10 protein-coding genes are annotated in these 14,872 nt (G+C 56.2%); 5 read left to right on the plus strand and 5 right to left on the minus strand.

All coding sequences use genetic code 11. From position 1 onward, the window contains the following. Window positions 1-29: 29 nt before the first annotated feature. Entirely contained in the window at window positions 30-1,142 is a 1,113-nt protein-coding gene (locus tag HG15A2_RS09640; protein WP_145059968.1) for an aminopeptidase, read from the minus strand. A 458-nt stretch (window positions 1,143-1,600) separates the two neighbouring features. Here HG15A2_RS09640 and HG15A2_RS09645 point away from each other — a divergent pair, with 458 nt between their 5' ends. Next, window positions 1,601-3,574, plus strand: a complete 1,974-nt coding sequence (locus HG15A2_RS09645) for an acyl-CoA dehydrogenase family protein (protein ID WP_145059969.1) — start codon at window positions 1,601-1,603, stop codon at window positions 3,572-3,574. 44 nt (window positions 3,575-3,618) lie between these two features. Here HG15A2_RS09645 and mgrA read toward each other — a convergent pair whose 3' ends face one another. After that, a complete protein-coding gene (gene mgrA / locus HG15A2_RS09650; protein ID WP_145059971.1) occupies window positions 3,619-4,602 on the minus strand; it encodes an L-glyceraldehyde 3-phosphate reductase in 984 nt (327 codons plus the stop codon). Window positions 4,603-4,714: 112 nt separating this feature from the next. Next, on the minus strand, window positions 4,715-5,140 hold the full coding sequence (locus HG15A2_RS09655) for a hypothetical protein (protein ID WP_145059973.1): 426 nt from the start codon (window positions 5,138-5,140) through the stop codon (window positions 4,715-4,717). A gap of 144 nt (window positions 5,141-5,284) precedes the next feature. On the opposite strand from HG15A2_RS09655, the gene hemB reads away from it, so the two are divergent. After that, on the plus strand, window positions 5,285-6,304 hold the full coding sequence (hemB, locus tag HG15A2_RS09660) for a porphobilinogen synthase (protein WP_145059974.1): 1,020 nt from the start codon (window positions 5,285-5,287) through the stop codon (window positions 6,302-6,304). Window positions 6,305-6,325: 21 nt separating this feature from the next. On the opposite strand, the gene HG15A2_RS09665 is transcribed toward hemB, so the two are convergent. After that, entirely contained in the window at window positions 6,326-7,198 is an 873-nt protein-coding gene (locus HG15A2_RS09665) for an A24 family peptidase (protein WP_315851225.1), read from the minus strand. 225 nt (window positions 7,199-7,423) lie between these two features. Here HG15A2_RS09665 and HG15A2_RS09670 point away from each other — a divergent pair, with 225 nt between their 5' ends. The 3 genes from HG15A2_RS09670 to HG15A2_RS23910 all read left to right on the plus strand — a co-directional run bounded on the left by HG15A2_RS09670 (window position 7,424) and on the right by HG15A2_RS23910 (window position 9,794). Continuing rightward, the gene (locus HG15A2_RS09670; protein ID WP_145059978.1) at window positions 7,424-8,161 is read left to right on the plus strand and encodes a 3-keto-disaccharide hydrolase; all 738 of its coding nucleotides are present in this window, start codon (window positions 7,424-7,426) and stop codon (window positions 8,159-8,161) included. 484 nt (window positions 8,162-8,645) lie between these two features. Continuing rightward, complete coding sequence (locus tag HG15A2_RS09675) at window positions 8,646-9,536, plus strand: hypothetical protein (RefSeq protein WP_218932444.1); 891 nt, start codon at window positions 8,646-8,648, stop codon at window positions 9,534-9,536. Window positions 9,537-9,632: 96 nt separating this feature from the next. Beyond that, window positions 9,633-9,794, plus strand: coding sequence for a hypothetical protein (locus tag HG15A2_RS23910; RefSeq protein WP_218932445.1), 162 nt, complete (start codon window positions 9,633-9,635; stop codon window positions 9,792-9,794). 12 nt (window positions 9,795-9,806) lie between these two features. On the opposite strand, the gene HG15A2_RS09680 is transcribed toward HG15A2_RS23910, so the two are convergent. Further along, a complete protein-coding gene (locus tag HG15A2_RS09680) occupies window positions 9,807-14,345 on the minus strand; it encodes an FG-GAP repeat domain-containing protein (RefSeq protein ID WP_145059982.1) in 4,539 nt (1,512 codons plus the stop codon). Window positions 14,346-14,872: the final 527 nt, after the last annotated feature.

The following is a 14,872-nucleotide window of genomic DNA, read 5'->3' on the forward strand; positions in this document are numbered from 1 at the left end:
GACGTTGACGGTTAACAACCTCTGCCTGGTTACAGCCCTTCATTAAGTCCTTGCAGGTCCTTGGGCACAAAGTGGCCATCTTTACGGAGTAGCTCGTCGTCGAAATAGATTTCGCCGCCGCCGTAGTCCACGCGCTGGATGAGTACGAGATCCCAATGGATTTGGCTGTTGTTGCCGTTATTGGCCTCTTCGTACGCTTGCCCAGGCGTAAGGTGGAAGCTGCCGCCGATTTTTTCGTCGAACAGTGTGTCGAGCATCGGATGGCGCACGCGGTTGTTTGTCCCCATAGACCACTCGCCGCAGTAACGGGCACCCTCGTCGGAATCGAGAATCGCGTTGAGGCGTTCGGTATCGCTACTTTCAGCACGGACGATTTGCCCGTCTTTGAATTCAAACTCAATGTCGCTAAACACGGTGCCTTGGTAGCGTGACTGCGTATTGAACTTGATCACCCCGTTGATGCTGTCTCGCACGGGTGCGGTGAACACTTCTCCATCGGGGATGTTGCGATCGCCATTGCAGGGGATCACCGGGATGTCTTTGATTGAGAAAGTGAGCTCGGTTCCGGGTGACACAATTCGCACCTTATCGGCCGCTTCCATACGTTTGACTAGCGGCTCTTGCGCACGGCCCATGGCGGCGTAGTCGGCCGTGCAGACATCAAAGTAAAAGTCTTCGAAGGCCGCGCTGCTCATATTCGCCGCTTGCGCGAACGAGTCGGTCGGGTAGCGCAATACGACCCACTTGGTGTCCGGCACACGGATGCTGCCGTGCACGGGCTTCCACCAATGCTTCTGGAACAGGTCCATGCGCTCGTGTGGCACATCGGCAAACTGGCTGCTATTGGCCGCGCCGCGAATGCCGACATACGCTTGGCAGGCGTTCATGCGGGCACCTTCGAATTCGGCATTGGCCTTCATGCTTTCGTCGGTAGCCGTCTGGTAGAGCGATCGCAGCACGGCATTTTGTTTCGTGGTGACTAGCGGAATCGCACCGCGTTCGGAGGCACCTTCCACGAGGGCGCACACGAGATTCGGCTCTGGGAGGTCGAATGCTTCGATGAGAATCTTCTCGCCCTTCTTGATTTCACAGCTGTGGTCGAGCAGCAGGTTGGCGAGCTTGGTGATGCGAGGGTCGTGCATTTAAGAGTCGATAGTCTAGGGTTTAGGATTTAGAGACGAGAGGAAATGTGTCGAATGATTCACCCGTGCTCACATTGCAGTGTCCAGCTTCTTCTGGATCGCTTCGGGAAAGGGCGTTCGAGCAGTTGACTGATGGAAATCCTATAGATTCAGGCGAATTGCTTGAGTTCATTTTTACAAACCCCCTGTCTTGCAAGCTCTCGAGTCTCTTTGACATGTCCTGCGAGTAACACAATCGTGGGAGCGCTAAAGAGTAGTGCAAATAAAGCGAGCCAAGGCAGTATGTTTATACGTTTATGCGTCTAACCTCTTCGGGCTAACAGGAAATCGCTAAATAATCTTAAAGTCAACGCAGTCGACAAACAACGACCAAGTGGTAAAGGCGCGGTATAATTGAGAGAAAGCTCTCCAAGGCAGCGGTTTTGAACGCGTCGTTGCCCGCACACGAAGGATCTGAAATGGCTACTGAAACCACACCACCAACAGACACGGACAACGAAGCCTCTTTTGCGGAAACCGCCTTGAAGTTGGGCGGGAAGAGCGATGACGAGGCGCGTCGCACGGGGGCGATCGACAAGGCGGACGATCAGGTCGAGTCGCTCTTTGCTCCTCAGTACCAGACGGTGAACAGTCCTGCGCATCGTGCTGTGTGGGAACGGGGAGTGCCGGTTGAACTGTTTGCTAGTGTCGATCCGGAGACGCCGGCTGACATTCGCAAAGTGATGGACGATTCGTTGGCCGTGGTGCGGCGGCATCGCGACGCGAAGACAGTACTGGACGACAAGGGCAAAATCACCGAGGAGGTGATGCAGGAATTGGCAGCTGTCGGCTACTGGGGCTTGCTGGTCGATAAGGAACATGGCGGCAGCGGGACGCCCTTCGCTTCCTTTGCGCCGTTTATCACCGAGATGGCCATGCTCGATCCGACGATCGCGGGTCTCGCCTCGGTGCATGGCTGTATTGGCGCGGTTGATCCCGTGCGCACGTTCGGCACCGACGAGCAGAAGCAGCGTTTCTTGCCCGATTTGGGGAATGGTAATCGCCTGAGTGCATTTGCATTGACCGAGCCGTGTGCCGGAAGCGACCTGACGGCACTGCGCACGACGGCTGTGCTTGAGGGCGACGAGTTTGTGGTCAACGGCGAAAAACTGTTTATCACCAACGTTGTGCCCGGCCGAACCATTGGCCTGGTGTGCCTGGTTGAAAACAAGCCGGCCGTGCTAATTGTAGATCTACCGAAGAAAGAGAATGCAAACTTTCAGCTTCGCAAGTACGGCCTGTGGGCACTCAAGCATACGTACAACCAGGGCATCATCTTCAACGACTTTCGCGTCCCCAAGGAAAACTTGCTTACGCCGACCAAGGGTGATGGGTTGACGATTGCCTACCACGGACTGAACCTGGGGCGTGTTTCGCTTTGTGCGAATGCCGCAGGCACCATGCGAATCATGCTGGCGAGTATGATCCCTTGGGCGAATTTTCGCGTGACCTACAGTGCGGCTATTGCGAAACGCGAACTTGTGCAACGCCGCATGGGTGAAATGGCTGGGCTCATTGTCGCCTGCGACGCGCTCACTGCTTGGTGTGCGGGGCTTATCGACCAAGGTTATCGCGGTGAAATGGAATGCGTGATCGCCAAGATTTTCGGCAGCGAAGCGCAGAAGCACGCTGCTATCGAACTGTTCATGAAAACCCACGGCGGTCGCTCGTTCCTGCATGGGCATTTGCTGGGTGACAATGTGCATGAATACCTCGCACCATGCATTTACGAGGGCGAAGGCGAGATGCTCGCGATGGCGTTCTTCAAATCATTGGTCAAAGACCATGGGAAGACGTACTTCGAGCCGGTTGGCAAAGTGCTGGCCGCCCATGGAATTAAGAAGCCTAATCCGTTCAACCCAGCTCACGCTTGGGCACTCAAGGGAGTGGCACTGCCGTATTTGAAATGGTTGGTCGGTCGCAAGCTGCTGCCTACCGCCAAAAGCGAACTACCAGCAATGTCGGGTGAGCTGCGCAGCTATGCTGAGTTTGCCTGCACGAACATGCAGAAGATGTCGGTCGAGATTTCCGACACGATGATGAAGTTCCAGTTGTCGCTGGCTGATCGCCAATGCCGCATGGCTGAGTTGAGCCAGCGCTGCCAAGACTTGATCACGATGTTGTGCACAAGTTTGTACGGTAGCCGCCACCCCGACGAGATCGTGCGCCAGGCGGCCGAAGTCATGTGCGAGCAGTTCCAGCAGAAGTACACCGGTCGGCGACACTCGAATCGCTACTACAAGAAAGTCACCCAGCTTGGCGGCGCGATTGCCGACGGGGCATTCAAGAGCATCGCGGGGCTCGACCCAGATGAGATTTTGATGCCGTATGAGCAGGCGAGTACGGCTGAGCAGGCGGACTCGCCGGAACATGTGGGTGGGCGGGCGAACTAGTAGCGGCGCTCACGGCGAGCAAGCTCGTCGGCTAACGGGGCCGCTTAGTCAAGAACCGACTCGATAGTACCGATTTCATCCTCGCTGAATTCGAGCTTGTCCAAGCAATCGAGATTTTGATCGAGCTGTTCTACGCTGCTGGCACCAATCAGCACCGTGGTCACCTGCGACTTCCGCAGCACCCAGGCGAGAGCCATTTGGGCGAGCGACTGACCGCGCTCGCCGGCAAGTGCGTTGAGTGAGCGAATTCTCTCCAAAGTCTCCTCGGTGAGCTGATTCTCCTGCAAAAAGCCGTGCTCTTTGGCGATGCGAGAATCTTCGGGGATGCCATTGAGATAGCGATCGGTGAGCAGTCCCTGTGCTAACGGCGAGAAGGGGATACAGCCCGCGCCCACCTCTTCCAGGGTTTCCAGCAGCCCATCCTCCTCCACCCAGCGGTCGAACATGGAGTACCGCGGCTGGTGGATTAATAGCGGACAACCCATTTCCTTGAGCAACTTGGCCGCTTCACGAGTTTCTGCCGCTTTGTAGTTAGAGATTCCGGCGTACAGCGCTTTGCCCTGCTTTACAGCTGTGGCGACGGCACCCATGGTTTCTTCGAGTGGCGTCTCGGGATCGGGGCGGTGCGAGTAAAAGATGTCCACATAGTCGAGGCCCAGGCGTTCGAGGCTTTGGTCGAGGCTCGCCAGCAAATACTTGCGCGATCCCCAATCACCGTAGGGACCTTCCCACATGTGATAGCCAGCTTTGGTGCTAATGATCAGCTCATCGCGATGCGTGCCCAAGTCCGCGGCGAGCAGGTTCCCGAAGTTCTCTTCCGCTGAGCCGGGTGGTGGGCCGTAGTTATTCGCTAGGTCGAAATGCGTGACGCCACGATCGAACGCGCTCCACACGATCTCGCGAGCAACACTTTGCTCGTCCACTCCACCAAAGTTATGCCACAGACCAAGAGACACCGCAGGCAGCTTGAGGCCGCTTCGTCCGCAACGGTTGTATTGCATCGAATCGTAGCGAGTTCCAGAAGGCATAAGAGAGTTTTCTGTTTTCAGTTGTTAGTATTCAGTGCGAACATCGCCATCAAGAAATAGCCGTGAGCTAGGAACTCGCCGGTGCGAAAACGTAATCGCGTGAATCCTTCTTTCAACCTTCAAGCTCCTTGACCATCGCCTGTACCCGTTTACGCAACTCTTCGCTGTTGAGGCCTCTCTTCTCGGCCTCTGCGAGCATGCGCCTCTGTTGGGCGGACGGCAAACGGGCTACCGTGGCGTGGGCGCTCCAGGACAGATTGGGACGGCGGTTCTCGGGAGGCACTCTTCTGGCGATAGAAGCGTAACGGCTGACCATCTCGGTCGAGAGCGTATCGCCGCAGACTTCGCCGAATTCCTCGCCGAACATGTCTTCGCCGGCGTTGATCATATCGCCAATCCACCAAGGGCTAGCTCGCTGGCACCACAGGGCAAATTGCAGGGGTCCACGCCATTCTTCGAGCTCAGGCTTGCCGCGCATTCTGACCGCGGCCGGCTTAAAATGAAACGGACCGAGTTGGATTTGCGGTTCGTCAGGCATGGGAAGTGTCAGTTAAAAGGAAACGGCACCGAGGTTCCCATAGATTTTAGGTCGCCGGCATTGGATAATGGAAGTGTACTTTAGGAGTCCTTTGCGGAACGCCAACGGACATTTGAGAAAAGTCAAACGTAAGTAGTAGTGAGCATGTCGAGCGATCAAGACAGACTGAGCAGTTCCTTCCCGACAACACGTATGCGCCGAGTGCGACGACATAAGTGGTCTCGTCAGCTAGTGAGTGAGCAGCAGCTCTCGGCCAGCGATCTCATCTGGCCACTGTTTATTCGCGAGGGTGAGAGTCAGCGGGAATCAATCCCCTCTATGCCGGGTGTTGAGCGGATATCGATTGATTTGCTTGTCGAAGCCGTCGGCGAAGCGGTTGATCTGGGCCTCCCTGCTGTCGCATTGTTCCCAGCGACCGATCCTGCCTTGAAGACTCCCGAGTGCGAAGAGGCGATCAACCCCGGAAATCTTGTGTGCCGCGCGGTGCGTGCCGTGAAGCAGGCTCATGGAGATTCGATCGGTGTCGTCTGCGATGTGGCGCTCGATCCCTATTCCAGTCACGGGCAGGATGGGCTCGTGCGCGATGACTATGTGGTGAACGACGAGACTCTCGAAATGCTGTGCAAACAGTCGCTCGTGCAAGCCGAAGCAGGGTGCGACGTGATTGCTCCCAGCGACATGATGGATGGCCGCGTGGGTGCGATTCGCAAGGCGTTAGACGAACGCGGCTTTCTCGACGTACAGATCATGTCGTACGCTGCGAAGTATGCGTCAGCCTTCTACGGACCCTTCCGCGACGCGGTCGGTTCTAGCGGTAATCTGGGTGGCGGCGACAAGCATACTTACCAAATGGATCCTGCCAATGGCGATGAGGCACTCCGCGAAGTGGCCCTCGATATTGCCGAAGGGGCCGACAGCGTGATGGTCAAGCCGGGCATGCCGTACTTGGATATTGTGCGGCGTGTGAAGGAAACGTTCGCCGTGCCCACGTTCGCGTACCAAGTAAGCGGCGAGTACGCGATGCTCAACGCTGCAGCACAGAACGGTTGGTTGGATCGTGAAGCGGTGATGCTGGAGAGCCTACTGGCGTTCAAGCGAGCCGGAGCGGATGGCGTGCTGACATATTTCGCGCGGGATGCGGCGAAGCTAATGCGCCAGCAATAGCCGCGGTGCGCAGCCCTGCGACTAGGGGGCAATTATCGCATGGAGTTGTTTCCAGAAAACGATCTGAAGCATAGATGCCAAGTAGAAGTCAGAACCGAATAGGCGCTGGCGAGTGATCGGTGGCTTTGCTACTCGAGTTCCGGCCCATAGGATGGCAACACATGCTACGGTTAATGCAGTGATCGTTGGGAGAACTCCGAAACCAAGGAAGGCACTTGCAGCAGCAAATAGGAAGTACGAATTCTTGCGACCGGTCGAATCTTGACCAAAGAACCAAACCAGTAGAAAGGGAAGTAAGACCACTGCTAGGCCGGAACTCTTTGGCAATTCATCGCTCATAATTGGCTTGGCGTCATAGTACGTCCACTTGGTAAGGATCAAGAAAGCAAATATCAGGGGCACGATCCAAGACCACGGAAATCGCACCCCATCCAGATCGACTAGCACTACGCACATCAACACACACATCAGCGCGCAGTGAAACGCATAAACCCTTAGTAGCGTCCAATGCGGCTCAAGAATATTTTCTAGTGCCCCACGTCCCTCGGTTAGCGGCCCCGTGGGCAGGTTTGCTCCGCCGCTGAAAAGCTCCGCGTACGCCAACACGATAAACGTGAGCGCCATCACCGCTTCTACGATTGCGTAGCGCGGAGAGATGGGCTCGCTGCACGAGCGGCATTTGCCGCGTAGCCACAGCCAGCCCAGTACGGGCACGTTGTCGCGAGCGAGGATCGGCGTTTCGCACTTTGGGCAGTGCGAGGGCTTCCAGATGACGCTCATGCCCAGGGGCATGCGATAGGCCACCACATTGAGGAAGCTACCCACGCACGCGCCGATGATGCCGAACCAGCAGGCGGTGAGGAAGTCGATCAGCGGTGCGTATTGCTCTGGAATAACGGGGGTCCTTGTCCGCCGCTTGCGGCTTAGCTGACATCACGAGTAAATGCTGCCAATGCGAGTGAATGCTATCTGTCAAGAAAGCTCGAAATACGGTGCTCGTGGGCTATTGTAGTGCCCATAGACAGCGCGTTTGCTAGACCAAGATCGTAGCCCTATATTGGATTGCTGCAAAGCGAGAGTATTACCGATCTCATTCCTCCTACTTAGGAACTGTCTTCTATGCGTTTTCGTCATGCCACGGTATTGAGCTTACTTACCCTATTTACTCTCGCCACTTTCGCCCATGCCGACGATCACGAAGGCAAGAGCGAAAAGAACGATAAAAAAGAGAAGGGTTTTTCGGCCCTGCTCGGGGAAGATGCGGCCCAGAAGTGGATTGGCTATAAGACGCAGGAATGGCCTAAGAATTGGAAAGTCGAAGAAGGAGTTCTAAGCCGCACTGCGGGTGGTGGCGACATCATGACATCAGAAAAGTACGACAACTTCGATTTACGCTTTGATTGGAAAATCTCTGAGGGTGGCAACAGTGGCGTGCTCTATCACGTATCCACGGGCGACGCTCAGCCGTACAAGTCGGGCATGGAGTACCAAGTTCTTGATAACGAGTCTCACAAGGATGGCGGGAACACCATGACCTCTGCTGGCTCGCTCTACGCAATGTATGCCCCGACCAAGCAGGTTGTGAAGCCGGCGGGCGAGTGGAATACGGGCCGGATCGTCGTTCGCGGAAATCGGATCAAGCATTTCCTCAACGGCAAGATCGTTGTCGATGCGGAGCGAAACGGTGAAGAATGGAATCGCAAGCTGGCAGCCAGCAAGTTCGCCACTTGGGAGAAATTTGCCAAGAACAAGAACGGCCACATCAGTTTGCAAGATCACGGCAACGACGTGTGGTATCGCAACGTGCGTATTAAGAAGCTGAAAGCCGGCAAGCAAAAGGCTGACAACTTGAAGTAAGCCGGTTAGCTCTAGGTATCGCGGGCCTCCAGGGTTGTCAGTTGCCCACAAGTCATCGACATGAACTGGCCGAGTCGGCTAGCCGCGACACTTCGTCCGCTGAGAACTTTGCCGGCTCTGGCGGCTCCATCAGACACGTGTCGGGGTCGCTTGCGACAAGAGGCCTACAGATCAAGCATTTCGCACCTTAACAACCTCCTGTGCTGCGCACACCGACACTTCTCCCTTGCGGTCTTTGCGAGCTGGTCAAGCGAATTGAGGAGGAAGTGTCGGTGCGAGCCAATTTCTGATTGGTGAGTAAAAAACAGGCGTAGACCTGATTGGCTTGCTAGCACCCAGGCTGAGTAATTCCTCTTAGCCAGATTCCCTACGGGAATTTTCTCTACGGTTGGGGGCCTCCGATTGCCGAAGAAGTTTCCGTGACCGGCAAAGTTTTACACTTTGCTGTTCGGATCCGCTGTTTGGATCGATGTTAGGGGGGGGGATGATGATAGCACTTCTGCGCCCAGGGTATGGGCGAATCCAAATACCGTTGCGCACGCTGTGCGACTTATTAGCGATAGGTCTCGTTGCGTTGGGACTGTGCGCTACGACTCTGCAAGCGGCAGAAAGTGGCTCGTCTGCCACGACTTCTGACGAGGCTCGCAATGAGGCACGACAAGCGATCCCACTTGCGCGCATTCATCGCGACCATCGCGATAAGGTTAGCATGGTGCTCAGCGATCCGAGTCTGTACCGCCGCCTACCGACGGACGTTGTGGATTGCCAGCCGGAGATGTTCACGTTCCTCGCGCAGAACCCAGAGGTGTTGGTCGAAATTTGGCGGAAGTTGGGAGTGAGCAACGTACAACTGATTCGCACGGGGCCTTACACATTCGATCTTACCGACGGGATGGGCACTACAGGCACCTTGGCCATCGTGGAGCAGCTTTGCGAAGATCGTGCTCAAAACCGTGTGGTGATGTACTCCGAGGGAAGCTACGAGGGGAGACCCTTCAAGCGTCCAGTCACTGCGAATTGTGTGCTGCTATTGCGTAGCGGTTCGATGACTGAAACCAACGGTCGTCCCTACGTGGCCGCAAGGCTGGACACGTTTGTGCGGCTCAATCGACCCAGCATGGAGCTGCTCGCCAGGGCGGTGCATCCGTTTGTTGGCAAAACAACCGACCGCAATTTTGTTGATACCATGAACTTTGTCGGTAACCTTTCCTACGCCGCAGAACGCCGGCCTGAGTCGATCGCCCAACTTAGCGATGGCCTGGAGAATATTGGTCCGGCACGCCGGCAGAAGTTCGTGCAAGTCGCTCACCAATGTTCGCAAGCTGGTAGCCCGCTTCGCGAAGCTCGCGCTGACAGCAAGACGGCGCAACGGTAGCGAGTTTACCACATCACGGTGCAAGCACCGCGGCGAAATGGGAGGCGTCTGTAGGGTACCGCCCACATTCGTGTAGTATTGCACTACAAGCGACCCATGAGGGTCACTCATGTGTTAGATAACTTGCTGCCCAAACTGACAGCGGATTGGACAACCTCAGCGAGTAAGCGTCGGACGGAATCTGCTGATGTTGGTCCACCCGACTTCAATTTGGCTCTCCTCAAAATGCACGCGGTCGTGGTCACCGAAGCGATATAGGACTCGCGTTGCCTACGAGCCAAACACGCGTTCTAAGAGTTCCTCGCTGAGCCACTCCTGCTGAGCGGTTTCAGCTTCACTTTCGCCGCTCACGTAGAGGTCGGCGGTTTCTGCATCGGCGGCTGGTGTGAGTGCACGACTGTCGATAGCTGGGGCTGCTGAAGTTGTCTCCGAAGGCGCCGTTTCGTCGAGTAGGGCGGGTTCTGCAGCTTGGTCTTCCTCGTCCGACCATAAGAAAAATGCCCCATCGGTAGGTGTCTCGTTGGCCGAGACTCTGGAAGCAAGGGTGTCGTCACTCGTCAGTGCTGCAGAGAAAGCGTTTGTCGCTGCTGCCGAAGATGCCGCTGGATTGCCATAGTTGTCTGACCAGTCTTGTAGATCGTCGGCGTCGTAAGTGGTGCCAAAGCCGCGCTGCCAAACGAGAAAGTCAGCGCCATCGACATCACCATCGATGTCGAAGTCACCCGTCGGTGGCGTAGCCAATGTATAGACCTGACCGATCGCATCGCCGTTACTCGTGCCTACTCCGCCCAGCGGAAGCGGTGCGGGATCGGCAACTGTGTCGATAATCGAATCGTCGTCCACCAAGTTCAAACCGATCGTGCCCTCGCCTTCGATGTTGTCGATCTCGACCAAGTACGAACTGGGCAGCAGCTCGGTGATCGTGCCAATCGTGCCACTGGCGGTGTCGGTCGTCGTGATTTCGAAATCAGAAGAATCGACGCCGATTACAGACTCGTTGAAGTTCACTAAGAACCTAAGGGGTGCGCCGTAAACCGCCTCGGCGTCGAAGCGCACAATGCCCAACACTTCCGGTGGTAGGTGATCGAGTGTGTAGACCTCGCCTGCAAAATCCCCATTGTTAGTTCCGGTTCCGCCAAGTGCATTGCCAACGAGGTCGAGAACCGAATCGTCGTCGTTCAGGTCGAGCCGCAGCGTGCCTTCGCCCACGACGTTGGCAATCGTGATGGTACGAACCGTACCGCTGCCGGTGACAGACTGCACGAATCCCGACACGGTACCGGTGGTGATCAGCTCAAAGTCCGAGTTGTCGACGGCTTCCACCGGCTCGTCGAATGTCACCTCGTAGGTGAGCGTCGCTAGGCTTGTCGCCGTCGGCATCGTAGTAACGATGCTAAGCACACTAGGACCGGTGTTGTCGATCGAGAAAAACTCTCCGGCAAATTCACCATTGCCGTTGCCTGCGCCAGCTAACGGATTCAATACCGAGTCTATGATCGAGTCGTCATCGACGAGATTAAGTTGCAGGGTACCGTCACCGCTGATCGAGTCGACAGTCACTCGATATTGGTTCGCCGTAGTCGCCGCGACCTCCGAGATGTTTCCGGCTGCAGTTTCGGTACTGGCGAGCGAAAAATCGCTCGTGTCAACACCGCTGACCGCCTCACCGAAGTTCACAAGAAAACTCACCGTATCGGCGCTGGTGAGGTTGGTTCCTTCTAACAGGATCGAGGTCACCAGCGGTGCAACGCGATCGACCTCGTAAGCTTCGCCGATGACTTTGCCATTGCCTACGCCGTAGGAACCTAACGGTTTACCACCGGTGTCAAGAATGGAATCGTCATCGACGAGATCGAGCCGTAGCGTGCCAGCACCAGTCACCGTTCCGATGGTCACCTCATAGCTAGAGGGGGTGATTTCGGTCACCGACGAAACGCTTCCAGCGGCGGATCCGGTGGTTGCTAGGGAGAAGTCGTCGATTCCGACGCCTGTGACCTCGTCACTGAACTCTACCGAATAACGCACCGCAGATGCGTTGGTAGGAGTGGCATCGAGTTGAGTTAACGAGGCGGAGAGAATCGGAGACACCTCTACCACTGAAGAAGGTGTGTTCGGCTGAGCGAGGGTCAGTAATTTCTCGTCAGAATCAGCGTAAGTGATGAGGTTGTCGTCGACGTCTCCGGTGATGTGAGAGACTCGGAACTGATTCTGAGGTAGGGACTCAGGTTCGGAAGGTAGCGAAACAACCACGAAGAAAGACTCGCTTGCCGAGGCAGTGACCTCCCGATTGGGATCATCATCGGCAAGCAGTAACGATAGCGCCCCATCGGTTAGCGAGAAGGTCTCGGCAGACGCAATGAGGCTGTCGGCGCCGTTGAACACGCCATCGCCATCGTCGCGATAGAGTTCCAGCCGCTCGATCAAGCCCTTCGCTAGACTGTCAGAGAGGGCCGCGCCATATTGATCTTCAATGCGAAGGGTTATGCTTTCCCATTTGGCTGACGGTTCGCCAAGCTGCCCAAGGTGAGCAAAGTCGATACGGAGCAGGGCAGCGGTTGCTCCTGTCGATATCTCTGGAGGAGTGATGTCAGTGGTGGTCAGCCGGGCTTGCTCTCTGCGGTTCTCCCACCAAGTAATACTGCTCGCTTCAAATGCCGCCGCAAGCACGTCCAGGTCGCCATCTCCGTCGATGTCCGCCGGAACCACTGAGCGGGGGCTAGTGAAGTCGCCATCAATCGCATGAATGGCCCAGACGGAGCCATCTCCAGACGTGTTCTCCCACCAAGCAACGTCATCGAGACTCTGTCCTGCTCCGAGCACATCGAGATCGCCGTCTCCGTCAAGGTCCGCTGTGCTGACCCAAATGTCGCCACTAAAGTTACTGCCGATTGTGTACTCGGTCCAAACAGTGCCGTCGCCAGCCGAGTTCTCCCACCACACCATCTCACCGGAAAGTGCTGCTCCCAGCGCATCAAGATCACCATCTCCGTCGACATCGGCTGTGCTAACCGAATAGACGCCAGCCAAGTCGTTGTCGATTGTATGTTCGTTCCAAGCGGAGCCATCCCCAAGCGTGTTCTCCCACCAAGTCACCTCCATGTCCCAGGGCGCTAACGCGAGCACATCAAGATCGCCATCCCCGTCCACGTCGGCTGTGATGACCGAGCGGGCAAAATCAAACGAGCTGTCGATCGTATGCTTGGTCCACGCAGAGCCATCTCCGGACGTGTTCTCCCACCAGGCAACGTCATCGTCATTCTGTGATGTCCCGAGAACATCAATATCGCCATCCCCGTCAACGTCCGCCGTATTGATCGAAGAGGCTCCAACAAAGCTGCCATCAATCGCGTGCTTGGTCCAAGCGAAGCCATCCCCAGACGTGTTCTCCCACCAAGCAATTTCACCGGCAAGCTGCGCTGCCCCGACCACATCGAGGTCGCCATCGCCGTCAACGTCTGCCGTGCGGACTGATTCAGCCCCGATGAAATCGCCGTCAATGGTATGCTCGGTCCAAGCAGAGCCATTTACCGACGTATTCTCCCACCAGGCAACGATATTGAGACTGAGAGACACCCCCAGAACGTCGAGATCCCCATCTCCATCGATGTCAGCCGTCGTCGCAAAAATAGCGCCATAAATGGTACTTTCGATCGTGACTTCCGACTGATCGTTGATCGTGTGGGCGGCATGAATCGCCATGTTTCGCCGCCACACACGACGATTATCGCTGGAAGAGACATACGAAACATCCAGATCGCCATCACCGTCAATGTCGGCGATTGCCACATTCTCGGCGCCATTCGCGGCGGTGGTTAAATTGTGACGCACAAACATCGGGTTGGCAGCCCCATCGTTCTCGTACCAAGCGATGGTGTCGCCCGCTGTGCCAGACGCCAGCAGGTCAAGGTCGCCGTCTGCGTCGAAATCGCCAGCTTGCACGTCGAACGCGCCTAGCAGCGAGTTGTCGATCGTTAGCGGGCTGGCGCCGCCTGCAAAGAAATTGCCCAACGAACTGTCGTTCTGGTACCAGAGCAGGCTGCCATCCCCTTCGGACGTGGCGACCACGTCCTGATCGCCATCACCGTCCAGATCGATGGCGACCAGATTACCGGGGTCATTGACCGCGACCACCGCAGTTCCTGCGGCCGTGCGTAGCACGATTTGGTCGTTGGCGACATCCGCCGCGACTACATCGATCGAGCCATCCCGATCGAAGTTTGCCGTGTCCAGATAGTTAATGGCAAACGAGAAGTTGCCATCCGATGAGAAGCTACCGGATCCGTCGTTGGCGTAGATGTCAACGCTGTCGCCGTTGGCGAGCACGTCGAGATCGCCGTCAGAGTCGTAGTCCACCAGCTCGACCGACGCGCCGACGCTCGACTGCCCCGAAATCAAATTCCTAGCACCGAAGTTTCCCGAGCCGTCATTGGCCCACCAACCGACAGCTGAATCGGTGACAGACGAAGCCAACACATCGAGGTCACCATCGCGGTCGATGTCGCCTACCTCGATATCGCGAACGTTGACGGCAATCTCATCCACGATCGCGTCAGCGATTGTTTGCGGGGCGCCGAACGTGCCATCGCCGTCGGTGTTCTCGTACCAGAACAAGCCATCGTCACCGCCGACCATATCAAGATCGCCATCGCCATCGAGGTCAGCGAAAGCGATCAGTATGTCCGACGCCTCGTTGGTATCGATGACGATCTCGGGACCAAAGGGCACGGCAGTCAGTAGGTGGCGAGCTTCGAGTTGTTCGAGGCCCAATCGACGTAGGGTGCGAGGCAGATTGATAGAGCGGCGTGTCATGGTGTTGTACTTGGTGTCCAATAATTAAGAAGTGTGCCCTGAAAAAGATCCGCAACAGCATCCCGACAGTCAGGCCACCCCCGGCATGTCGAATTCTGCTTGTCACGCAAGACGCTACATTATGCTCAAAATTCACTCATTTGCGAACAAATGGAGGCAGTCTGAATAGACTGTTGCCGCTTTTTTTCAGTGGAAATAGGGCTCAACGTTGTTCGCCCAAGTTCAAGACCGCCATGTTTTTCGAGAAATGCACCGTGCGTGAGGTTGCATCAGCCGCTGCGGATGGCGGTTAGTGCTAACTCCCGGCGGTGTCGATGACCGCTGTCTCGAACGGCAGCCCCAAAATCGGCCCAATTCATCGTTTGAGGCACAGATTTGGCCACCTCGCTAAGTGACTAAGGTGGCATCGATTGCGTCAAGAAAGCTTGGGAAAGGGGAATGAGATGTAATCTACACCTTTGAAACCTTTCATCGGAATCTTGCGGGCGAGAACCCCGTCCAGTAGAGCTTGACCAGTAACTGGAAGC

It is taken from the genome of Adhaeretor mobilis (assembly GCF_007741515.1).
Classification (GTDB): domain Bacteria; phylum Planctomycetota; class Planctomycetia; order Pirellulales; family Lacipirellulaceae; genus Adhaeretor; species Adhaeretor mobilis.

What these genes read in the sequence shown, in the direction of transcription:
- HG15A2_RS09640 (WP_145059968.1), bottom strand. Translation starts at nt 1,142, where the DNA reads ATGCACGACCCTCGCATCACCAAGCTCGCCAACCTGCTGCTCGACCAC.
- hemB (WP_145059974.1), top strand. Translation starts at nt 5,285, where the DNA reads ATGTCGAGCGATCAAGACAGACTGAGCAGTTCCTTCCCGACAACACGT.
- HG15A2_RS09680 (WP_145059982.1), bottom strand. Translation starts at nt 14,345, where the DNA reads ATGACACGCCGCTCTATCAATCTGCCTCGCACCCTACGTCGATTGGGC.
- HG15A2_RS09675 (WP_218932444.1), top strand. Translation starts at nt 8,646, where the DNA reads ATGATGATAGCACTTCTGCGCCCAGGGTATGGGCGAATCCAAATACCG.
- HG15A2_RS09655 (WP_145059973.1), bottom strand. Translation starts at nt 5,140, where the DNA reads ATGCCTGACGAACCGCAAATCCAACTCGGTCCGTTTCATTTTAAGCCG.
- HG15A2_RS09670 (WP_145059978.1), top strand. Translation starts at nt 7,424, where the DNA reads ATGCGTTTTCGTCATGCCACGGTATTGAGCTTACTTACCCTATTTACT.
- mgrA (WP_145059971.1), bottom strand. Translation starts at nt 4,602, where the DNA reads ATGCCTTCTGGAACTCGCTACGATTCGATGCAATACAACCGTTGCGGA.
- HG15A2_RS23910 (WP_218932445.1), top strand. Translation starts at nt 9,633, where the DNA reads ATGAGGGTCACTCATGTGTTAGATAACTTGCTGCCCAAACTGACAGCG.
- HG15A2_RS09645 (WP_145059969.1), top strand. Translation starts at nt 1,601, where the DNA reads ATGGCTACTGAAACCACACCACCAACAGACACGGACAACGAAGCCTCT.